This is a genomic window from Streptomyces sp. NPDC019937, from assembly GCF_040631655.1.
Classification (GTDB): domain Bacteria; phylum Actinomycetota; class Actinomycetes; order Streptomycetales; family Streptomycetaceae; genus Streptomyces.
In genome coordinates this window covers 149,350-169,576 of the sequence record NZ_JBEYAL010000009.1, presented here as the reverse complement: position 1 = coordinate 169,576, position 20,227 = coordinate 149,350, and the positions used below count along the sequence as shown (strand labels likewise).

The window sequence follows — 20,227 nt, the reverse complement described above, 5'->3', positions numbered from 1 at the left end:
GCGCCCGTGTGCGGTGTGGTGCCGGTGGATCAGCAGGTGGAGTTGGTCTGGGTGAGCAGGCCGGGGCGACAGGTCAGGCTGTCGTAGTCGTCACCGGCGTCGGGGTGCTTGCCCTGGTAGAGGTACTGCGGCCGGCACGGGTTGATGGTGAGGGGCCACTTGCCGTTGTGGCGGACCACCGTCGGGTCCTTGAGCCCGGCGATGTGGTGACTGGCGTCCGGCTTGGGGGACATCACGATCCCGCTGGAGTTCCACCGGAAGCGGCCTTGGTGGTGGCCGCGGGGGTGCCGCCCAGCGCGGTCAGCGTGGCGTTGTACGCCGCCTTCTTGTTGCCGTTGTTGTCGAAGAGCAGGGGGTTCTCCCCGGAGCGCCAGGAGTCGCGGTCCCGGATGCCCCAGACGGTGATGCCGGTGCAGCGCGGGACGTTCATGCAGGCCCTGACGGTGTTCGTGTACGCGTTCGCCGGTGCCTGCGCGATGTCCAGCTCGGTGATCTGCACGTCCACGCCGAGGGCGGCAAAGCTGGACAGGGTGGTCTGGAAGCTGCTGGGCGGTCCGCCGGTGCCGAAGTGGGCCTGGAAGCCGACACAGTCGATGGGCACCCCGCGCGCCTTGAAGTCGCGCACCATGCGGTAGACGCCCTGGGTCTTCGCGGCGTTCCAGTCCTCGATGTTGTAGTCGTTGTAGCAGAGCTTGGCCGCCGGGTCGGCCGACCGGGCGGTGCGGAAGGCCTGCTCGATGAAGCCGTCGCCCAGCAGGTTCTGGAACACCGAGGCGCGGTGCTGGCCGCTGCCGCCGTCGGCGAACGCCTCGTTCACCACGTCCCAGGCGTAGATCTTGCCCTTGTAGTGGGACATCGTGGTGGTGATGTGGTTGTTCATCACGCTGCGCAGGGTGTTCGCGTCGCCGATGGAGCTGACCCAGCCGGGCAGTTGGGAGTGCCAGACCAGGGTGTGTCCCCGTAGGCGCTGGCCATGCGAGGTGGCCTGGCCCACGATCTGGTCGCCGGGGCCGAAGTTGAACGAGCCGCGGGACCGCTCGACGGTGTCCCACTTCATCTCGTTCTCGGGCGTGACCATGTTGAACTCACGGTTCAGGATGCCCGAGTACGTGCCGTCGCCGAGCTTGCCCGCGGCCACGGCGGCCCCGAAGTACCGCCCGGACTGGGCGGCCTGCGCACCCAGGGTGGAGGCCTTGACGGCCGTGGCGGAGCCGGTCGCCGCCTGCTCCTGAGCGGGGCCGGTCGCGGCGCCCGCCGTACCGGCCAGGCCGGTCATCGTCATCGCGGCGGCCGCCAATAACCCGAGCACCGAGGCTCGGCGTCGGTCGCGTGGTGGGATCAGGGTCATGTCTTCTCCTCGGTGGATGAAGAAGTGGGAGCGCTCCCACAATTTCCCATGCTGACATGAACACGACCGCCAGGGAAGGCCTGGTGTATGAGCCACCCCGCCCGGCGACTGGTCGCCGACGCCGTCTCCTACGCCGCCGAGCACGGCAGCACCGACCTGAACACCAAGCATCTGCTGCGCGCGGCGCTGCAGTACGAACGGACCACCGAACTGCGTGACCGCATCGGCGAGTTGTGCCGCCGGATCGAGACGGACGGCGGCACCGAACCGGACGACGGGCGGACGACGGCCGCCTCACCGACGCACAGGGCCGCACGGTCGACTTCCGCAACACCGTCATCGTGATGACGAGCAACCTCGGCTCCGAGGCCATCGGCGGGCGGGGCGCCGTACTCGGCTTCGGCGCCACGGACGCCGAGACCGGCGAACAGGCCCGGCGCGAGCGCGTTCTGCGCCCGCTGCGCGAGCACTTCCGCCCCGAGTTCCTCAACCGCATCGACGAGATCGCCGTGTTCCGGCAGCTCGACGACGAGCGACTGCGCCAGATCACCGATCTGATGCTGGAGGAGACCCGCCTCCGGCTGCACGCCCAGGACATCACCGTCGAGTTCGCCCCGGAGGCCGTCGACTGGCTCGCGCGCCACGGCCACCAGCCCGAGTAAGGGGGCCCGGCCGCTGCGACGTACGATTCAGAGGGAGGTCGGCAACCGGCTGTCCCGCATGCTCCTCGACGGCGCTCTCACCACCGGTGACCTGATCCGGGTGGAGGTCGCGGACGGACGCCTGGCGTTTCACACCGCCGAGGCCGCCACGGCCCGGCGGCCTTGAGAGAACCGTTGGGCCGTCCCCGACGTCTCCATGGCCGATGTGGTGTCTCGATGTTGAGAGGCGCCTCGGGGTGACATCGAGTCAAATGATGTCTATGGAAGGCTTCTGAAAGAGTGTCAGCGAGTCAGAAGAACAAGACCGTCGGCTTGATCGCCGGGGTCGCGGTGATGGCGGCCGTCGCGGGTGTCACGGGCTGCTCGAAGGAGACGGACTCCGACTCCGGGGAGAAGCCGGCGGCGACCAGCTCGTCCGCTGCCGGGTCCGAGAAGGGCTCGGAGAAGGGGGACGGGCCTGCGGCCTCGCAGCCGTCGGCCACCCGCCAGGACACGGCCGGGGCGGCGGTCGCCACCTGGGTGACCGCGGTCATCAAGGGACAGCCGAAGCAGGCGTGTCTGGTGATGGCGAAACCGGCCACCGGTTCGTCGCCCGCACAGGTCGGCTCTCCGTCGAGGTGTGACAGCGACGCGCCCGACGTGCGGAAGATGCGCGAGAACGTCGGGAAGCTCCGTGAGTCGTTCACGCCCAAGCAGTCCGAGGGCGAGCCGAAGGTGGACGTCGCCCAGGTCCAGGCCGACGGAGACAAGGCGGAGGTCTCCGGCGACAAGATCACCGTCGACGGACAGACGCTCAACGAGGTCGTCCTGTCCAACTCCAAAGGACTGAAGCCGGGGCAACTGGACGTCAAGGTGGAGTCCGCCAAGATCAAGGACGCTTGGTACGTGACCAACTTCAATCTCGACATCGGCTGATGCCGACGCCGTGACCGCCGGCCTCTCCGCCCGCCGAAGCAGGCGGGCGGAGAGGCCGTGGCCGTCGTGGCCGGTCAGCTCGGGTCGCGGAGCGTCCGGCGCGGCGACCGGCCGTAGGTCTGCCGGTAGAGGGCGGCGAAGCGGCCGGGATGCCAGAAGCCCCACCGGGCGGCGATCTCCGTGACCGTGGCTTCCCCTTCCGGCTCGGCGTTCAGCAGGTCGTGGTGGGCGCGGGAAAGACGCACCTGGCGCAGATGGGCGAGCGGCGTGGTGTCCAGGTGCCGACGGAAGGCGTACTGCAGCGCGCGCACGGTGACGCGCGCCGCGGAGGCGATGTCGGCGACGGTGAGGGGCCCGTCGGCGTGGTCGTCGATGTAGGCCAGGGCGCGCCGCAGCATGGCCGGGTGCGCGTCCCTGCTGTCGGATGCCGTGCGCTCGGTGAGCGCGCTGTGGGGAAACGTGGCCAGGACGCTCGCGGCCAGGTGCTGCGCCGCGGTGGAGGCGACCAGCGGCTGCCCGGCCACGGCGGGCTCGGCCAGGACGTGGTCGCGTACGTAGACGATCGTCTCTCGTAATCGCAGCGCCGCGGCGGGGGAGTGCGGTCGGTGTCCGGTGAGGCGGACCGGGTCGGAGTCGGCCGTGTCGGCGTTGGCGGCCACCTGGGTGAGCAGGGTGGAGTCCAGCATGGTGATGTTGTAGCGGGCCCTGCAGATACGTCCCGAGTACGGCAGCTCCGGCGGGGCGAACGACACCACGTCACCGGGGCCGAACGCGTCCTCGACCCCCTGGAACGTGTGCTGCTGGATGGTGCCTTCGTGGACGAGGCACAGACAGATCCGGCCCAGCGGCGTGACCGCGTAGCTCATGTCGAAGTCCAGGTCCAGCTCGTCGATGCTGAGGGACTCGATGGCGCTGCGGGAGATGCGGGCGCGGCTGGATTCCGGGGTGCCGTTGCCGATGTGCATCTTGGCGTAGGCGCGGCTGAGGAACTCCTCGGTCCGTTCGAGGTCGTCGCTGTCGAAGGTGAGCGTCTGCATGGGGGTGTTGTCCGTTTCGTTTTCTGGACTGCTGCCCCCGATGTCGTTCGTTACGCGTCTTTTCCCGGCGGTCGCCGCGGTACCAGGCTGGATCGGAGCGACACGGTGCTGACGTGCGCGCACATCGTGGCTGCGGGACGGAAGTGGAGAAGACCGCCGTACACATGACCGACGAAAGCTTTCCGGATGACAAGGTCGCCGCTCTTCAGGAAGAAGTGGCCGCCCTGCAGGTAGAAGTCGACCAGCTTCGCCAGGCGGTGATCTCGCACGCCGTGATCGACCAGGCGATCGGCGTACTGATCGCGGTGACGGGCCTGCGGTCCGACGAGGGCTGGAAGGTGCTCCGGGAGGTCTCCCAGCACACCAACATCAAGGTGCGCGAGATCGCCCGGCACGTGCTGTGGTGGGCGCACAGCGGTTGGCTTCCCCAGCAGATCCGCCCGAAGCTGCACGCCGCGGTGGTCAACGCGCGCCGGGCGCGCCGTGAGGCGGAAGCCGCCTTCCGGCAGGACGACCGGGCGGACGGCCCGGGTCGGCCGGCCGGGCGGGGCTCGCCGCGGTAGGCGCCGAAGGACCACGTGTTGCCCCCGGGGCCGGCGATGGCGGACTCTCGGCCGCCGGCCGAGCGGTCTGCGCGCCGCCAGTGGATGTATGCGACGTCCCACGGACACGCCTACGGCGTCGCTCGGCCGGTCCGGTGCCGTATGCCGTCCGACGGGCCGCCGGGCCGCTTGCGCAGGGCGAGTGCGGCGGGGACGACGGACGCGACCACGGCGAGCAGCGCGCACGCGCCCACGGCCGCGCCGATGGCCGTCCAGGGGACCCGGATCGTGGCCGGTGCCGACAGCAGGGCCAGGGCGCCGCCCATGCCCATCAGGTTGAGCCCGGCGACCAGGACGCCCAGCACCGCGCCGACCGTGACCACCATCAGCGCCTCGGCGCCCACCAGCCGCAGGATCTGCCCCGGGGTGGTCCCGGCCAGGCGCAGTACGGCGAGGTCGCGGACGCGGTCGGAGGTGGCCATGGCCATCGTGCTGGCCAGGGAGATGCCGGTGTAGAGGAGGGCGATGCCGAGGACCAGCAGGAGGCCGATCCGGGTCGTGCCGTTGGTCCGAGGGTAACTCGCCGCCACCCACTGGTCCTTGCCGAGGACCCGCCCGCCCGCCGTGCGCAACGCCGTCCGCAGCCCGGTGGCCACGGCGCTCGCGTCCGCGCCGTCGGCGAGGGTGACGTCCACCCGGTCGACGGTCGCGCCCGGGGCGTTGCGCGGGGTGACGTAGACGCCGTTGCCGCCGGTGCCGGTGGCCATCACCGCGGCGATCCGCAGCCACTTCCGGGTGCCGTCGCCGAGCCACACGTGGACGCGCCGGCCCACGGTGTGCTGCTGCCACTCGGCATTGACGATGATCGAGTCGTCATCGAGGTCGCGTGCGTTCCCGGCTTCGACCGGCAGCCGGGCGGTGGCGGCGAGCGGGCCGGGGGCGGCGGCGCGGGCCTCGGACTTCATGAGGGACACGCCGTCCTCCAAGACGTAGACGGCGCTCGACGCGGTCGCGGACACCTCGGCACCGGGCACGGCGCGCAGCGCGCGCAGGGCCGCCGCGCCGAAGCCCGCGCCGCCCGCCGGGGTGAGGACAAAGTCGGCCGCCGTCCGCTCGCGGACCTCGGTGGCCTTCGCCTCGTTCAGCGTCGCGGTGGCGCCCAGGAGCGAGCCGGTGAGGGCGACCGTGACGAGCACGGGCGCCGCGATCGCGGCGGTGCGGCGCACACCGGCGGCGGCGTTCTCCCGCACCAGCATGCCGCCCGCGCCCGGGAGCCGGGCCGGGAGCCAGGCGATCAGCCGGGTCAGCGGGCGCACCACGGCCGGGGCGAGCAGCGCGGCGGCGGTGATGAGCAGCATCGGCCTGCTCACATAGGTCTTCCGGTGCAGCAGCTCTCCCGGGTCGCTGACCAGGGCCAGGCACAGGGTGACCACGGCGGCCATCAGGAGGGCCAGACCGGACAGCCACCGCCCCCGGGGCATCGTCCCGGTGTCCACGGAGGCCTCGCGCAGGGCCTGGGCGGGCCCGGTGCGGCCCGCCCGCCAGGACGCGGCCGCCACCCCGCACAGCGCGACGAGCAGGCCCGTCCAGAACGCCACCTGATACGGCCAGGTGTGATCGCCGATGGTGAACCAGCCGGGTGCGACACCGCCGTCGACCACCCACCCGGCCAGCCGTGGCGCACCGTACGCGCCGAGCAGGCAGCCGGTGGTCGAGGCGAGGACACCGACCATGAGGGCTTCGGCGAACACCATCCGGCGCAGCTGCCCCGGGGTCGCCCCGGCCGTGCGCAGCAGCCCCAACTCCCGCCGCCGCTGGGCCACCGCGAACGCGAAGGTGGAGGCCACCACGAACAGCGACACGAAGCCGGTGACGCCGCCGGCCGTGCCGAACAGGGCGTTCATCGCGGTGAGCGCTTCGCGGTCCCGGTCCGGATCGGGGTCGGCGAGGCGGCGCGCGTCCCCGGTGAGGACGCGGACGCCCGCGCTGCCGCGCACCGCCGCGCGCACGGCCGCCGCGCCCGCGTCCACGACGAGCTGGACGCTGTGCGGCGACAGGCGGGCGGCGCGCTCGTCTGCGTAGAAGACGGCGTTCTCGAAGCCGCGGCCCGCGGCGTTGCCGGGTCCCCGTACGGTCCCGACGACCCGTACGGTGCCCTCACCGGTCCGTACGCGCTCGCCCGGCTTCGCCCAGGCGCCGCTGATGACGACCTCGTCGGCCGCGCGGGGCGGGCGTCCCGCGCCGATGACGTACCGGGCGAAGGGAGCGGTGGACCAGGGGTGGCCCACCAGATCGCCGGGCCCGCCCCGCGCCCGTACGGCGAACGACCGGTCCTCGACCACGGGCCCGAGCCTGCGCAGTCGCGCGACGACCCCGGCGGGCACGGCGCGCGGATGCGCGAGCTTCTGGACCCGGGTGCCGTTCGCGGTGCGCACCCGCAGCGTGTCGGCTCCCTTGACCACCACCGGGGCGGCGGCGAACCGCTCGGGCTTCCGGTCGGGCGCGTCCAGCGACGAGGCGAGGGCCAGGCCCATGACGGCGATCAGCGCGACACCCAGCGACAGGGCGACGAAGCTCCCGAGGAAGGTGACCCGGCGCGTCCGCAGGGTGCCCAGGGCGACGCTCAGCACGGCACGGCCTCCAGGGTGGTCATGCGCGCGGCGATGGCGTCGGCGCCCGCCCCGGCCAGCTCGCCGCCGAGCCGTCCGTCGACCAGGAAGACCACCCGGTCGGCATACGAGGCGGCCACCGGGTCGTGCGTGACCATGATGACCGTCTGGCCCTCGCCGTCGACCATGCCGCGCAGCAGGGCCAGCACCTCGCGGCCGGTCCGCGTGTCGAGGGCACCGGTGGGCTCGTCGCCGAACAGCACCTCGGGGCGGGTGATCAGGGCGCGGGCCAGGGCGACCCGCTGCTGCTGGCCGCCGGACAGCTCGGACGGCCGGTGGCGCGCCCGCTCGCCGAGCCCGACCTGCCGGAGCACCTCACGCACCCGGGCCGCGGAGGGGCGGCGGCCCGCGAGCCGCAGGGGCAGCGCCACGTTCTGCTGGGCGGTCAGGGACGGCAGCAGGTTGAACGCCTGGAACACGAAGCCGATGCGCTCGCGCCGCAGCAGGGTCAGCCGGGTCTCGCTCAGCGCCGTCAGCTCGGTCCCGCCCACGGTCACCGATCCCGACGTGGGGCGGTCCAGCCCGGCGGCGCACTGCAGCAGGGTCGACTTGCCCGAGCCGGAAGGGCCCATGACGGCGGTGAACGTCCCCGTGGGAAACGAGAGCGAGACCTGGTCGAGCGCCGTCACCGCGCCGTCGCCGGAGCCGAAGTGTCTGCTGACGGAGCGCAATCGGATCGCGTCGTGGTTCATCTGTCCCCACTCATTCGGATGTCGAGGGTGTCGAGGCGGCGTAGGACCTCGAGGAGGCCGAGCAACACGAAACCGCGTGCGGACACCACGGCGCAGTACGGCGGGACCGAGACTTCGGGGTAGGGCCAGGCATACCCCGGTACACCCCCTGGACCGATGGCACCGGCCGGGCGGGGCTTCTACGGTGACCTCCATGCACCCTCGGAATGTGTGGCAGGCCATGTCCGGGCCGGGCTTCCTGCTGTCGTCGTGGCCGTGGCGCTCGTCCGGTTACCTGCTCACCGGCGCGGTGACCGGCGCGGCCGCCCTCGTGGGGATCGTGACCACGGCGGTGGCGGGTGGCGTTCTCGCGCTCGTACTGGTGGGCCTGCCGCTGCTGGTCCTCGCCGCGCTCGCCGGGATCCCGGTCGCCTGGGTGGAACGGCGCAGGCTGCGCCTGGTCGACCCGGACCCGGCCCCCGACCCGCACCGGGCGCCCGCGGCCCACGGCCTGTGGGGCTGGCTGACGACCCGTATGAGGGAACGCGCGACGTGGCGGGAGCTGGGCTACGCCGTGCTGTTCGCGGTGCTGCTGTGGCCGGTGGACGCGCTCGTCTTTGCCGTCGCCCTCCTCGCCCCGCTGTCCATGGTCGCCACACCGCTGCTGATGGCCACGGTCGGTGGCGGCCACGAGACGAAGGTGCTCAAGCAGTGGCTCGTCACGTCCTGGCCGATGGCCTTCGCGGTGGCCGTGCTCGGGCTGGTGCTGATGGGCCTGTGCGGCTATGTGCTGGGGGTGGTGGCCGGGGCCCGGGCCGGACTGACGCGGTTGCTGATCGCCCCGCGCGAGGGGGAGTTGCAGGCGCGGGTCACCGAACTCGCGCGGTCCCGGTCGCGGTTGGTGGACGCCTTCGAGGCGGAACGGCGGCGTATCGAGCGCGATCTGCACGATGGCGCGCAGCAGCGGCTGGTGGCGCTGACGATGACACTCGGCCTGGCCCGCATGGACGTGGCCCCCGGGCCGCTCGCCGATCAGCTCGCCGCGGCCCAGGAGGAGGCGGACCGGGCGCTCGCGGAACTGCGCGAACTCATCCACGGCGTCCACCCCCAGGTCCTCGCCGACTACGGCCTCCCCGCGGCGGTCGCCGACGCCGCGGACCGCTCCCCGGTTCCGGTGGACGTGGCGCTGGAGCTGACCGGGCGGCTGCCCCGGGCGGTCGAGGCCGCCGCGTACTTCGTGGTCCGCGAGGCCCTCACCAACGTCGCCCGGCACAGCGGGGCGAGCCGCGCGGAGGTGAGCGGCGCGCACCGCGACGGACGGCTGGTCCTCCAGGTGTGCGACGACGGCAGGGGCGGCGCCGACGCCGGCGCCGGAAGCGGGCTGACCGGGCTCGGCGACCGGGTGTCGGCGCTCGGTGGCAGACTCTCCCTGTCCAGCCCGCCGGGCGGACCGACCCTGTTGCGTGTGGAGTTTCCTTGCGAACGGACCGGCGCTTACGCGTAGTACTGGCCGAGGACAGCGTGCTGCTGCGGGAAGGGCTCATCGGGCTGCTCGGCCGCTGCGGGCACGACGTGGTCGCGGCCGTCGGCGACGCCCCCGCGCTGCTCGCCGCGGTCGGGGAACACACCCCCGACATCGTCCTCACGGACGTCCGCATGCCGCCCGGGTTCCAGGACGAGGGACTGCACGCGGCGGTGCGGCTGCGCGAGACGCGGCCCGCCCTGCCCATCCTGGTCCTCAGCCAGTATGTGCAGCGCGCGTACGCCTCCGAGCTGCTGGACTCCGGCGACGGGACGGGCGTGGGCTATCTGCTGAAGGAACGGGTCGGGAAGGTGGCGGAGTTCGTCGACGCCCTGTGCGAGGTCGCGGACGGCGGCACGGTCGTCGACCCCGAGGTGGTGCGTCAGCTCCTGCGCCGCCGCCGCGACCCGCTGGCCCGGCTCACCGCCCGCGAGCGGGAGGTCCTGGCCTTGATGGCGGAGGGCAAGTCGAACGGGGCGATCGCCCGCCACCTGGTGGTGTCCGACGCGGCCGTGGGCAAGCACATCGGCAGCATCCTCGGCAAGCTGGACCTTCCCCCGGCCGAGGCGACCCATCGCAGGGTGCTGGCGGTCCTCGCCTATCTGCGGGCGTGACCCCGTGGGCCCGCTCCGGTGGCGGGCTCGGCGGGGTGCACCTCAAAGCGCTGTTCGCGGCTCACGTCGTCGTTTCGGCCGTGCGCACCGGGCGGCGGTCCTCGGCGCGTTGCAGGGCACGGAAGTCGTCGAAGAAGCCGTAGCTCCGCGCGGGCTTTCCGCCCTCGCCTTCCTGGACGGTCAGGTTGGAGTACAGGCTGTTCAGCAGCCACGGCGGCTTGCCTGGGCCGAAGTCCTTCACCATCGCCGGCGCCTGCGCCACGCCGTAGGTGGCCACGGCGAGCTGTCCCGTGTCACGGAACTTCTGGACCTGGCTGCGCAGGTAGTGCTCATGGGTCTCGAACCACGGGCTCATGGACAGGAAGTCCCGCCACTTCCGCTGCGGGAAGGGGCGCTCGGTCGCCTGCCTGATCACCTGCCACACCTTGGTGTCCGCGGGCAGCTCGTAACGCCGGGCGAACTCGGCGGGGATGGTGTCGCGCATGTGCTCCTTCCACAGCTGGACCAGGGAGAACTCGGTGACCAGGAACTTCTGGTCGCGGCGGAGCTTGGGCAGGATGTAGTTCAGGTACTTCTGCGAGTCCTCGATGGCGGCCACATGCGGGTGGATGTCCACGCCCTCGATCTCCGGGGTCTCCCGGGCGAACGTCAACCAGCGCTCGGTCGCCCGGGTACGCCAGTCGGGCCGGTCGAGGTGGTTGAGGGAGCCCATGTACAGGCGTGTCCGGCAGCGCTCTCCGAAGTGCTCCTCGCGGTACGCGATGACGTGCCGCGCGACCTTCTCGTAGAAGGCGTTCAGCGTCCCGTGGTGGTCCTTCTCCAGGCTCTCGATGAAGGGCTCATTGGCCATCGCGAGGATGTCCACCTTGCCCATGGCGGCGTCCAGCACCTTGTCCACCCGGGCCAGTTCGGCGTCCATGTCCGCGCTGTCCACCGAGGGCATCGGGCGGTGGTTGTAGGGGAACTTCAGCGAGAGGATCGTGCCGTATCCCTTGTCGTGCGCGGCCAGCAGCGTCTTGATGGAATCCTGCTCGGCCGGCGCGGTCTCGTCGATCTCCGGCATGGGCACGAAGCCGCGCAGCCAGCCCGCGGAGAGGCCCTCCAGCATGGAGAAGTCCATGGTGGAGGGGTCCTCGTTGAAGTTGGCGCCCAGCGCGCCGCTCGGGACGACCGCCCGGTGCTCGGATGTGTTCTCGCCGCCCTCGCTCTGCCCGCCGCTCTCGCTCTTCCCACCGATGTCCTCGCAGCCCGCGGTGAGGAGGGCCGCACCGGAGACACCCAGGAACCACCGGCGCGACACCGGCCCCCGCTCACCGTACGTCCTGGCCTCGACCGTGCGGTCGCTCTGCATGCGCATGCTCCTGATTCACTGTCAGCTTGCTCGTCCTCCGCCGACAGGCGCAGGACCGTCCATTCGTAAAGGAGGGGAACGAGACACGGCAAGGAGCGCGCGGGGCGGTCATGCGCACAAGATCCTCACGGGGGCAGCAGGCGCCGCCCCCGCGTTCATCCGTTCAGCGGCGGAAGAGACGGCGCGGAAACGCGTCGGCGATCACGCGGTAGCCCTCGGGGTCGAGGTGCAGGTGGTCACCCACGTCGAGGTCCGGGCGCAGGCGGCTCGGATCGGCCTGGTCCCGGGTCGCCTTGTCCAGGTCGACGACCGCGTCGAAGCGGCCGCCGGTCCGGATCCAGTCGTTGACCCGCTGCCGTGCCGTCTCGCGGTGGCCCGCCGCGTCGTCGTAGGGGGTGCTGCCGCCGAACGGTGTGAGGGTGGCGCCGTAGACGCGGATGCCCTGGGCGTGGGCGCGCAGGATGATCTGGCCGTAGGCGGCGATGAGGCGGTCCGCGACGTCGCGCTGCGCTTCGGGGGTGGCGGGGGCGGTCCCGATGTCGTTGACGCCCTCGAACACGATCAGCGAGGTGACGCCGCTCTGCGCCAGGACGTCACGGTCCAGGCGGGCCAGGCCGTTCGGGCCCAGACCGTCCTGGAGGACCCGGTTCCCGCCGGCCGCCTGGTTGAGCACCGCGGTGCCGGCCGTCCTGGGGTCGGCGCGCAGCCGGTCCGTCAGCCGGTCCGTCCAGCGGTCGTTGTGGTTGCTGGTGGAGCCCCTGCCGTCGGTGAGCGAGTCGCCCAGCACGGCGGTGGCCCTGGTGCGCGCCGGTGACCACACCTCGACGCCGCTGACGAAGTACCAGTGCTCGACCGACGCCGCGCCGTCGAGGTCGGTGGCGTCGGCATGGTCGCCGCGCAGCATGTGGGAGGCGGTGCGGGAGCCGGGGTGGGAGGTGATGGCGGTCGACCGCTGCCCGGTGGCCAGGTACATCGTCACGGTGAGGTTCGAGCCCGCGGGCAGCGGGAAGTCCAGCGGATCGGAGACCACCAGCGCGCCCGTCGGCACCGTCGTGGAGGGGCGGCCGTCGAAGGTGACGGGCCGGGAGGTGCCCGGTTGGACGGCGCTCACCCCGGCCCGGCCGCCCTCGGGGCGGGCCACGAAGACGCGGGTGATGTCCAGGGGCGCCCCGCCGAAGGCGTTGGAGAAGCGGAGCCGCAGGTGGCGGCCGCCCGCCGAGACGTGCACGGTCTGCCGCAGTGTGCTGTCGGCGAGGACCGCGCCGCCTTCGGTGTACGGCGGGGGCGGCATGTTGCCCGGCTCGGTCAGCTGCGGCATGGCCGCCCAGGTGCCCACCCAGTGGCCGCCCGGACGCGGCCCGCCTCCCTCATCGGCCGACGCGGTGCGCTCCCGGCTTCTCTCGGCTCCCTGGGCGACGGACACCAGGGCCACGGTGAGGAGAACCGCCACCAGTGGACCGAGTCTTCGAAGAATGTCTCGCAACAGAACGTCCTCTCCCTGCGGGGGACTTGACGCACCCACCCTGCCCATCGGGGCGGCGGGATACCCCGTACGATCGCTACGTCACATGAGCCCGTTTCCGGGGGAGGCACCTCATGCCCGCGCCGACCACGGCCGACCGTGCCGACACACCCGCCGTCGCGCTGGGCCCCACCGCGCTCGTCCTCGGCGTCCTCTCCGTCGCCGGTTTCGTGCCACCCCTGCTGTCGTTCTTCACCCTCTCCCTGGCGCCCATAGCCGGGGGCCTCGCCGTCGCCCTCGGCGCCATGGGCATCCACCACGCCCGGCGCGGTGCGGGCCGGCTGTGGATGGCCGTCGCCGGAACCGCCCTCGGCGGTCTCGGCTTCGTGGGCGTCATCGCTCTCCTCTGCATGGTCAGCGTGTAACTCCCCGCCGGACGGCGAGACATCGGTTGGCTGACGCCCTTTGTTGGCGGGCTTGTCTCATTCACCTGCGTAGATGCGACGCGCCGATTTCCGATACGTCGGAGGTCTTCCCTTGCCGCTCCGACCCCTGCACCATGCCGGGTAGTTCATCACCAGGTATGGGAGGCACATACGTGACCCCGACGACAGGGAACGGGATCTCTCGAAGAGGTGTGATCGGCACGGCGGCCGCCGTCGGCGCCGCGGGCTGGCTGGCCGGATCCGGCACCGCCTGGGCCGCACCCGAGCGGTCCGGCGGGGCGGAGGACCTGACCGAACGGATGGTCAGGGCCGCCGCCTTGCGGTGGCGCCGGATGCCCGGCGACTGGAAGGACGGCCCCTTCCTCGCCAACGGGCTGCTCGGCGTGCAGGTCTACCGGGGCGCGACGCCCAACTCCGTGAAGGTCATGGTCAGCCACGGTCAGGTGCAGGACCAGCGACCGCAGTGGCGCGCCCCCTACGGCTTCTCGCGGCTGCCCATCGGCCACTTCGACCTCACCCTGGCCGGCGAGGTGACCGGCGTCGACTGGACCCTCGACCTCTGGGACGCCGAGCTGCGCGGCACCGTCACCACCACCCGGGGCAGCGTCCGCTTCTCGATGCTGGTGCACAACACCCGTACCGCGCTGCTGATCTCCACCCGGCCCAGCGCGGGGGAGCGGGCGGCGGCCTGGTCGTTCACCTGGATGCCCGCCGCCTCGCCGCGCACCAAGGACAAGCCCGCCGACTACACGGGCAACCCCGACCCGCGCACCGGCTCCGCGCGGGACACCGGATACGTGGAGCAGCCGCTCATCGCGGGCGGCGGCTGGACCACCGCGTGGCGCGAACGGCGCGTCGGCACCGGACGGCTGCTGGCCGCGCACATCGTCTACCGGTACCCCGGGGACCTGTCGCGCACCACCGAGCTGGCCGTCGCCGAAGTGGCCCGCACTCTGTCCGCCGACCCCGACGACCTGGTGCGCGAACACCGCGCCTGGTGGCACCGCTTCTACCGGCGCAGCCTGCTGTCCGTACCCGACAAGCGCATCCAGGACTTCTACTGGATCCAGCTCTACAAGGCGGCCTGCGCCACCCGCGCGGGCGGCCCCTCGATGTCCGAGTGGGGGCCGTGGTATCCGGAGACCGGCGGCAGCTGGACCGCCGTCTGGTGGAACCTCAACGTGCAGATCGCCACCTGGCTGATCCAGGGCTCCAACCACCTCGAACTCGACTCCGTCACCTCCACCTTCAAGGACTTCGAGAAGAACCTGCCGCTCTCCGTCCCGCCGGAGTACCAGGACGGGCAGACCTACGCCCTCGCCCATCCCTCCGACTGGATGCTGCGCCCCGGCGCCAAGACCGTCGGCATCCCCGGCACCGCCACCAAGACCGACAACAACGGCAACCTCATCTGGGCCATGCACAACGTCTGGCTCAGCTACCGCCACACCATGGACACCCGGATCGTGCGCGACGTCCTCTACCCGATCCTGGTCAAGGCGGTGAACTTCTACGACCACTTCCTGTACGAGGGCGCCGACGGAAAGCTGCACCTCCCCCTCACCCGCTCACCCGAGTGGGCGGACGCCGAGGACTGCACCTACGACCTCTCCCTGGTCCGCTGGGGCTGCGCCACGCTCCTGGACTGCCTGCGGATCCTCCGTACGGACCATCCGCGCGCCGCGCGCTGGCGCGAGATCCTTAAGCGCCTGGTGGACTATCCGCGCGACGCCACCGGCGTCATGATCGGCTCGGGCAAGCCGCTCACCGAATCCCACCGCCACTTCTCCCACATGCTGTGGCTGTACCCGCTGCACGAGCTGGACTGGGACCGGCCGGGCGACCGGGACATCATGCGGACCACCTTCGACCACTGGACCAAGGACCGCGCCCTGTGGGCCGGTTACAGCTACGCCGCCGCCTCGTCGATGGCCTCGCGGATGGAGCGCCCCGAGGAAGCCCTCGACTTCCTCACCTACTTCACCGGCGGCAACGTCATCAACAACGCCTGGATGACCCCGAACACCATGTACGTCGAGGGCGGGAACCTGGGCACCGAGAGCCCCCTGACGGCGACCCAGTCGGTGCTCGACATGGCCGTGCAGAGCCACGGCGACGTGGTGCGGGTCTTCCCCTCCGTATCGCGGCGCTGGCCCGACGCGTCCGTGGCGTCCCTGCGCGCCCAGGGCGCCTTCCTCGTCGACGCGGACCGCTCGGACGGCCGCACCCGGTGGGTGCGCGTGCACAGCGAGGCGGGCGCGCCCCTGGTGCTGGACCACGGCATCCGCGGCGCCGTGGACGTGACGGACGAGCGCGGCAGGCGGCTGCGGTACCGGGAGACGGCGCCGGGCCGCATCGAGATCCCGCTGGGCCGGGCGGAGACGGCCGTCGTCGCCCCGCGCGGCACCCACCCCGACCCGGGGCCGCGCGACGTACCGGCCGTCGGCGACGCGAAGCCGTGGGGGCTGCCGGACTGAGTCACCCCGCGTCGGAAAGCCACTCCAGGGCGAACCAGAGTTCCATGCGGACGGCCGGGTCCTGGAGGTCGGCGCCGAGGAGTTCGGCGACCCGGGCCATGCGGTGGCGCACCGTGTTGCGGTGGACCCGGAGTTCGGCGGCCGTACGGTCCCAACTGCCGTGGAACGTCAGCCAGGCGCGCAGGGTGCCGAGCAGGACGGCGGCGCCCGGCGGACCGGCCCGGTCGAGCGCGGCGAGGCGGGCGCGGGCGAACTCCTCGGCGTCGGCGGGCGGGACGAGGCTGTGCACGGCCGGTGCGGTGGCCTCGTGTACGACGGCCGGCACCCCGGCGGCGATCGCGCGCCGCAGGGCCCGTTCGGCCCGGGCGTCGGCGCGGGACAGGTCGGCCGCGGAAGAGGGGGTGCTGAGGCCGAGGGTCCACCCGAGGGCGGCGGCCTGCGCGGGGGCCCGCGAGCGGGTGCCCGGCGCGGCGGGGACGAGCGCCCTCAGGGCCGGGCCGTCGATGTGCAGGTAAGGGGTGCCGAGGGCCGTCCCGAGGGCGGCCAGCTGGGCGGGGTCCCGACCCTGACGCGACCGGTGGGGGTCCTGCCGTCCGTGGACGACGACCCAGTGGTCGTGCGCCGGGTGTTCGGAGGGTACGAGGACGGGCGCGACCTCCGCCGGGGTGGCGCCGAGCATGAGCAGCACGAGCGCCCCGGCGCTGCGGCTGTCGGTGTTCAGGGCGTGCCGCGGGCTGGTGAGCAGGGACAGCAGGACGGTCGCCGTGCCGGTCACCTGGCGGTGGACCTGCGGCAGGGCGCCGGTGGCGGCCTGGCCGAGGGCCAGAGCGGTGGTGCCGTCGGCGCCGGGCAGCGTGTGCACGGTCAGGTGTGCGCCGTCGTGGTGAAGGGCCGCCGCCGAAGGAGGCGGCGGCGCGCCCGCGGCCCGGTCGGCGGCGGCGCGGGACGTCGTACGGACGGCGAGGTCGCGCAGCAGACCGGGCACCGGTTCCGCGGGGCGCCTCCCCCCGCGGAACAGTTCGTTCCCCCGGCCGTCGAAGAGCACCGACCAGGTGCCGGTGTGGGCGCTGAGCTGGGTGAGCACGGCCTGCAGCGCGTCCGGACGGGCGGCGGCCGAGGCGAGGGCCGACTGCGCCCGCGAGATCGTCTTCAGGTCGCGGTTGCGGGCCTCGGCGATGGCGGCGTAGGCCGCCCGGCCGACGGCGACGAACGGGGTGTGCGGCGGCAGCCGCAGCAGGGGCAGCCCGTGGCGGTCGCACGCGGCGACGAGATCCGCCGGCACCTCCTGGTGCACCGGGGCGACGCCGAAACCGAGGGCGGCCACCCCGGCCGCCACCACGCGCGCCACATAGGTGTCGATGCCGTCCGCGTCGTGCGGCAGCCGCACTCCGGCGGTGAGGAGGAGTTCGCCGCCGACGAGATAGGGCGTGGGGTCCTCGATCTCGGTGGTGCCGACCGTGCCGACACGCCGGTCGTCGGCGGGACCGGCGACCTGGCGCAGCCCCAGCGAGGGATCGGCGAGCAGCACGCCGAGGGGGACGGACGGTGGATCGTGCTCGGTCACAAGGCAGGGATCCTCTCATCCCGTGGCACCCCGCCGGGGTGTCGGATTAGTCCAACGGACGGTTTCACATCGGGCGAATCCGCGGGTTCAGCGCCAGTGTGCACCGTGGATAAGGTCACGCATCACCCCCCGCCACGCCGTACCGCTCCGGAGGACCTGATGGCCGTCGACTACCTCGTCATGCTCGGATATCTGCTGGCCATCGTCGGTGTCGGCTGGTGGGGCAAGAGACTGGCCGCCTCCAAGAGCGACTTCCTGGTGGCCGGGCGGCGGCTGGGCCCGCTGATGTACACGGGCACGATGGCCGCCATCGTCCTCGGCGGCGCCTCCACCATCGGCGGGGTGCGCCTGGGCTACACCTACGGCCTCTCCGGCGCCGCGATGGTCTTCGCCATCGGCCTGGGGCTGCTGGCCCTCAGCGTGTTCTTCTCCGCCCGGATCGCCCGGCTGCGCGTCTACACCGTCGCCGACATGCTCTCCCTGCGCTACGGCGACGCGGCGAGCGTCATCTCCGGCGTGGTGATGTGGGTCTACACCCTGATGCTCGCCGTGACCTCGACGATCGCGTACGCCGGCGTCTTCGACGTGCTGTTCGACGTACCGCGCTGGGCTGCGGTCGTCATCGGAGGGGCGGTCGTCGTGGGCTATTCGGCGCTCGGCGGCATGTGGTCCATCACGCTCACCGACATGGTGCAGTTCGTGATCAAGAGTGTGGGGGTGCTCGTCCTGCTGCTGCCCATCGCGGTGGCCAAGGCCGGGGGCTTCGCCGCGATGGCGGACCGGCTGCCGCACGGCTACTTCTCCCCGACCTCCATCGGCGGGCAGACCATCGTCACCTATGTGCTGATCTACACCTTCGGCATGCTGATCGGGCAGGACATCTGGCAGCGGGTCTTCACCGCCCGCAACGACCGGGTGGCCACCTGGGGCGGCACGGCCGCCGGAGTCTACTGCCTCGTCTACGCCCTGGCCGGGGCCTTCATCGGCATGGCGACCAAGGCGCTCTACCCGCATCTGGCCGACGCCGACCAGGCGTTCGCCACCATCGTCCAGCACACCCTGCCCACCGGTGTCAGGGGGCTCGTCCTCGCCGCCGCCCTGTCGGCGATGATGTCCACCGCCAGCGGCGCCCTGATCGCCTCGGCCACCGTGGCCCACAACGACATCTGGGCCCGGCTGCGGCGTGGCACCCCCACCACGGGGACGGACGAGCGCGACGAGATCCGCTCGAACCGGTGGGCCATCGTCGTCCTCGGTGTGACCGCCATTGTCATCGCCTGCGTCCTGGGCGACGTCCTGGCCGCGCTCACCGTCGCGTACAACCTGCTGGTCGGCGGCCTGCTGGTGCCCATCCTCGGCGGGCTCGTGTGGAAGCGCGGAAACCTGCCCGGCGCCCTGACCGCGATGATCGCGGGCGGCATCACGGTGATCACCCTCATGGTGACCGAGGGTCTGCTCGCCAACGAGCCGATCTACTTCGGCCTGCTCGCCGCCCTCGTCGCCTACGTGGCCGTCAGCCTCGCCACCAAGCCGACCGAGGAGGCCGCGGTCGACGCCTGGCGCCGCCGCGTGGCGGGAGAGCCCGCCACCGCGCCCGCACCCGCGCCGGCCCCGGCGTCCGTCTGAGACCGATCGACCCTCCGCCCCCCCACGACCCGAGGACACACCCCCGTGATCGCTTCCACGCCCCACCACACCGAGGAACGACGGCTGCGCCGCGAACTGGCCGCGGTCTACCGTCTGGTGGCGCACTTCCGGATGACCGACCTGATCTTCACGCACATCAGCGCCCGTGTCCCCGGCCCGGAACTCCACTTCCTGATCAACCCCTACGGTCTCCTCTTCGAGGAGATCACCGCGTCGAACCTGGTCAAGATCGACCTGTCCGGCCACCCCGTCGAGGAGACCCCGCACCCCGTCAACCCCGCCGGCTTCGTCATCCACAGCGCCGTCCACGCCGCCCGGCCCGACGCCCACTGCGTCCTGCACACCCACACCAAGGCCGGCTGCGCCATCGCCGCCCAGGAGGAGGGGTTGCTCCCGCTCAACCAGATCTCCATGGAGTTCCACGGCAGGCTCGGCTACCACGACTACGAGGGTGTCGCCCTCAACCTCGCCGAACAACGGCGGCTCGTCGCCGACCTCGCCGGCCACCCGGCGATGATCCTGCGCAACCATGGCCTGCTGACCGTCGGGGACACCCCCGCCCAGGCCTTCCTGCGCATGTACTACCTGGACAAGGCGTGCGAGATCCAGGTCGCGGCAACGGCCGGGGGCGCGAAACTCGTCATGCCGCCCCCGGAGATCCGTGAACTGGCCGCCCGTCAGCTCGCGGGCGAGGGCGAGGGCTCCGACTTCCAGGACGACAAGGCGTACGACCTGGCCTGGTCGGCGCTGCTCCGGCTCGTGGAACGTATCGCCCCCGACTACAAGGACTGAGCGAGGGCCGGGAAGGGACCGGAAAGGGGCCGGGAAGGGTCAGGAGCGCGGCGGGCCGGGCTGGTCGGCGCGCTCCGCCTTCTCTGCCTTCTCCGCCTTCTTCTCCTTGATCCGCGCCGCTTCCTTCCGTACCTCGGCCTGGGTGGCGCGCTCCTTCTCCAGCCACTCGGGGCGCTCCGCCTTCAGGGCGTCGATCTGCTCCGTGGTCAGGGGCTCGGTGATGCCACCGCGCGCGAGACCCGCGATCGAGGTGCCCAGCTTCGCCGCGACCACCGGCCGGGGGTGCGGGCCGTCGCGGCGCAGGTCCCGCAGCCACTCGGGCGGATCGGCCTGGAGGGCGTTGAGTTCGGCGCGCGAGACGACACCCTCCTGGAACTCGGCGGGCGTGGCCTCGAGGTACACACCCAGCTTCTTCGCCGCGGTCGCGGGCTTCATCGTCTGGGTGGTCTGGTGCGACTTCATGGGTCAAGGGTATCGAGCGCGTACGCGGCCCCGGACCACGGCCTCC

The 20,227-nt window shown here is 72.2% G+C and carries 16 protein-coding genes and 2 pseudogenes; 10 read left to right on the top strand and 8 right to left on the bottom strand.

The window, feature by feature from the left end; all coding sequences use genetic code 11:
• Positions 1-155 precede the first annotated feature (155 nt).
• Positions 156-1,348 (bottom strand): annotated as a pseudogene (locus tag ABZ562_RS11675) (endo-1,4-beta-xylanase); the annotation flags it as partial.
• Between the two features lie 87 nt (positions 1,349-1,435).
• On the opposite strand from ABZ562_RS11675, the gene ABZ562_RS11670 reads away from it, so the two are divergent.
• The 3 genes and pseudogenes from ABZ562_RS11670 (at position 1,436) to ABZ562_RS11660 (ending at position 2,925) form a co-directional block, all read left to right on the top strand.
• Positions 1,436-1,693 carry a hypothetical protein gene (locus ABZ562_RS11670; RefSeq protein ID WP_361476749.1) on the top strand — a complete coding sequence of 86 codons (258 nt, stop codon included), beginning with the start codon at positions 1,436-1,438 and terminating at the stop codon, positions 1,691-1,693.
• Positions 1,630-2,176 (top strand): annotated as a pseudogene (locus tag ABZ562_RS11665) (AAA family ATPase); the annotation flags it as partial. The gene ABZ562_RS11670 and the pseudogene ABZ562_RS11665, both read left to right, overlap by 64 nt.
• A gap of 113 nt (positions 2,177-2,289) precedes the next feature.
• The gene (locus tag ABZ562_RS11660; RefSeq protein WP_361476747.1) at positions 2,290-2,925 is read left to right on the top strand and encodes a hypothetical protein; all 636 of its coding nucleotides are present in this window, start codon (positions 2,290-2,292) and stop codon (positions 2,923-2,925) included.
• Between the two features lie 74 nt (positions 2,926-2,999).
• On the opposite strand, the gene ABZ562_RS11655 is transcribed toward ABZ562_RS11660, so the two are convergent.
• Complete coding sequence (locus ABZ562_RS11655; RefSeq protein ID WP_361476745.1) at positions 3,000-3,962, bottom strand: helix-turn-helix transcriptional regulator; 963 nt, start codon at positions 3,960-3,962, stop codon at positions 3,000-3,002.
• Between the two features lie 143 nt (positions 3,963-4,105).
• Between ABZ562_RS11655 and ABZ562_RS11650 the strand changes: the two genes are divergently transcribed.
• Complete coding sequence (locus tag ABZ562_RS11650; RefSeq protein WP_361476743.1) at positions 4,106-4,525, top strand: ANTAR domain-containing protein; 420 nt, start codon at positions 4,106-4,108, stop codon at positions 4,523-4,525.
• A 110-nt stretch (positions 4,526-4,635) separates the two neighbouring features.
• On the opposite strand, the gene ABZ562_RS11645 is transcribed toward ABZ562_RS11650, so the two are convergent.
• Positions 4,636-7,134, bottom strand: coding sequence for an ABC transporter permease (locus ABZ562_RS11645; protein WP_361476741.1), 2,499 nt, complete (start codon positions 7,132-7,134; stop codon positions 4,636-4,638).
• A complete protein-coding gene (locus tag ABZ562_RS11640) occupies positions 7,128-7,865 on the bottom strand; it encodes an ABC transporter ATP-binding protein (protein ID WP_361476739.1) in 738 nt (245 codons plus the stop codon). Before ABZ562_RS11640 ends, ABZ562_RS11645 begins: the two co-directional genes overlap by 7 nt.
• Positions 7,866-8,058: 193 nt before the next feature.
• Here ABZ562_RS11640 and ABZ562_RS11635 point away from each other — a divergent pair, with 193 nt between their 5' ends.
• Together ABZ562_RS11635 and ABZ562_RS11630 are read left to right on the top strand one after the other, a co-directional pair.
• Positions 8,059-9,348: a sensor domain-containing protein gene (locus ABZ562_RS11635; RefSeq protein WP_361476737.1), complete on the top strand. Its 1,290-nt coding sequence runs from the start codon at positions 8,059-8,061 to the stop codon at positions 9,346-9,348.
• Positions 9,321-9,980: a response regulator transcription factor gene (locus tag ABZ562_RS11630; protein ID WP_361476735.1), complete on the top strand. Its 660-nt coding sequence runs from the start codon at positions 9,321-9,323 to the stop codon at positions 9,978-9,980. The genes ABZ562_RS11635 and ABZ562_RS11630 overlap by 28 nt, the downstream gene beginning before the upstream one ends.
• A gap of 61 nt (positions 9,981-10,041) precedes the next feature.
• On the opposite strand, the gene ABZ562_RS11625 is transcribed toward ABZ562_RS11630, so the two are convergent.
• Positions 10,042-11,331, bottom strand: coding sequence for a hypothetical protein (locus tag ABZ562_RS11625; RefSeq protein ID WP_361476733.1), 1,290 nt, complete (start codon positions 11,329-11,331; stop codon positions 10,042-10,044).
• 163 nt (positions 11,332-11,494) lie between these two features.
• Positions 11,495-12,781, bottom strand: coding sequence for an SGNH/GDSL hydrolase family protein (locus ABZ562_RS11620; protein ID WP_361476731.1), 1,287 nt, complete (start codon positions 12,779-12,781; stop codon positions 11,495-11,497).
• Positions 12,782-12,927: 146 nt separating this feature from the next.
• On the opposite strand from ABZ562_RS11620, the gene ABZ562_RS11615 reads away from it, so the two are divergent.
• Positions 12,928-13,218, top strand: coding sequence for a hypothetical protein (locus ABZ562_RS11615; protein WP_361476729.1), 291 nt, complete (start codon positions 12,928-12,930; stop codon positions 13,216-13,218).
• Between the two features lie 212 nt (positions 13,219-13,430).
• On the top strand, positions 13,431-15,716 hold the full coding sequence (locus ABZ562_RS11610; RefSeq protein WP_361476727.1) for a glycoside hydrolase family 95-like protein: 2,286 nt from the start codon (positions 13,431-13,433) through the stop codon (positions 15,714-15,716).
• 1 nt (position 15,717) lies between these two features.
• Here ABZ562_RS11610 and ABZ562_RS11605 read toward each other — a convergent pair whose 3' ends face one another.
• Positions 15,718-17,280 carry a PucR family transcriptional regulator gene (locus ABZ562_RS11605; protein WP_361476725.1) on the bottom strand — a complete coding sequence of 521 codons (1,563 nt, stop codon included), beginning with the start codon at positions 17,278-17,280 and terminating at the stop codon, positions 15,718-15,720.
• A 159-nt stretch (positions 17,281-17,439) separates the two neighbouring features.
• Here ABZ562_RS11605 and ABZ562_RS11600 point away from each other — a divergent pair, with 159 nt between their 5' ends.
• Positions 17,440-18,906 carry a sodium:solute symporter gene (locus tag ABZ562_RS11600; protein WP_361476723.1) on the top strand — a complete coding sequence of 489 codons (1,467 nt, stop codon included), beginning with the start codon at positions 17,440-17,442 and terminating at the stop codon, positions 18,904-18,906.
• A gap of 45 nt (positions 18,907-18,951) precedes the next feature.
• On the top strand, positions 18,952-19,719 hold the full coding sequence (locus ABZ562_RS11595) for a class II aldolase/adducin family protein (protein ID WP_361476721.1): 768 nt from the start codon (positions 18,952-18,954) through the stop codon (positions 19,717-19,719).
• Between the two features lie 39 nt (positions 19,720-19,758).
• Here the strand turns inward: ABZ562_RS11595 and ABZ562_RS11590 are convergent, their stop codons facing one another.
• Complete coding sequence (locus ABZ562_RS11590; protein WP_361476719.1) at positions 19,759-20,181, bottom strand: DUF5997 family protein; 423 nt, start codon at positions 20,179-20,181, stop codon at positions 19,759-19,761.
• Positions 20,182-20,227 lie beyond the last annotated feature (46 nt).

Bases quoted from the DNA above. Each gene is read 5' to 3' on its own strand.
- ABZ562_RS11670 (WP_361476749.1), top strand. From the start codon at position 1,436: ATGAGCCACCCCGCCCGGCGACTGGTCGCCGACGCCGTCTCCTACGCC.
- ABZ562_RS11655 (WP_361476745.1), bottom strand. From the start codon at position 3,962: ATGCAGACGCTCACCTTCGACAGCGACGACCTCGAACGGACCGAGGAG.
- ABZ562_RS11640 (WP_361476739.1), bottom strand. From the start codon at position 7,865: ATGAACCACGACGCGATCCGATTGCGCTCCGTCAGCAGACACTTCGGC.
- ABZ562_RS11635 (WP_361476737.1), top strand. From the start codon at position 8,059: ATGCACCCTCGGAATGTGTGGCAGGCCATGTCCGGGCCGGGCTTCCTG.
- ABZ562_RS11625 (WP_361476733.1), bottom strand. From the start codon at position 11,331: ATGCAGAGCGACCGCACGGTCGAGGCCAGGACGTACGGTGAGCGGGGG.
- ABZ562_RS11615 (WP_361476729.1), top strand. From the start codon at position 12,928: ATGCCCGCGCCGACCACGGCCGACCGTGCCGACACACCCGCCGTCGCG.
- ABZ562_RS11600 (WP_361476723.1), top strand. From the start codon at position 17,440: ATGGCCGTCGACTACCTCGTCATGCTCGGATATCTGCTGGCCATCGTC.
- ABZ562_RS11590 (WP_361476719.1), bottom strand. From the start codon at position 20,181: ATGAAGTCGCACCAGACCACCCAGACGATGAAGCCCGCGACCGCGGCG.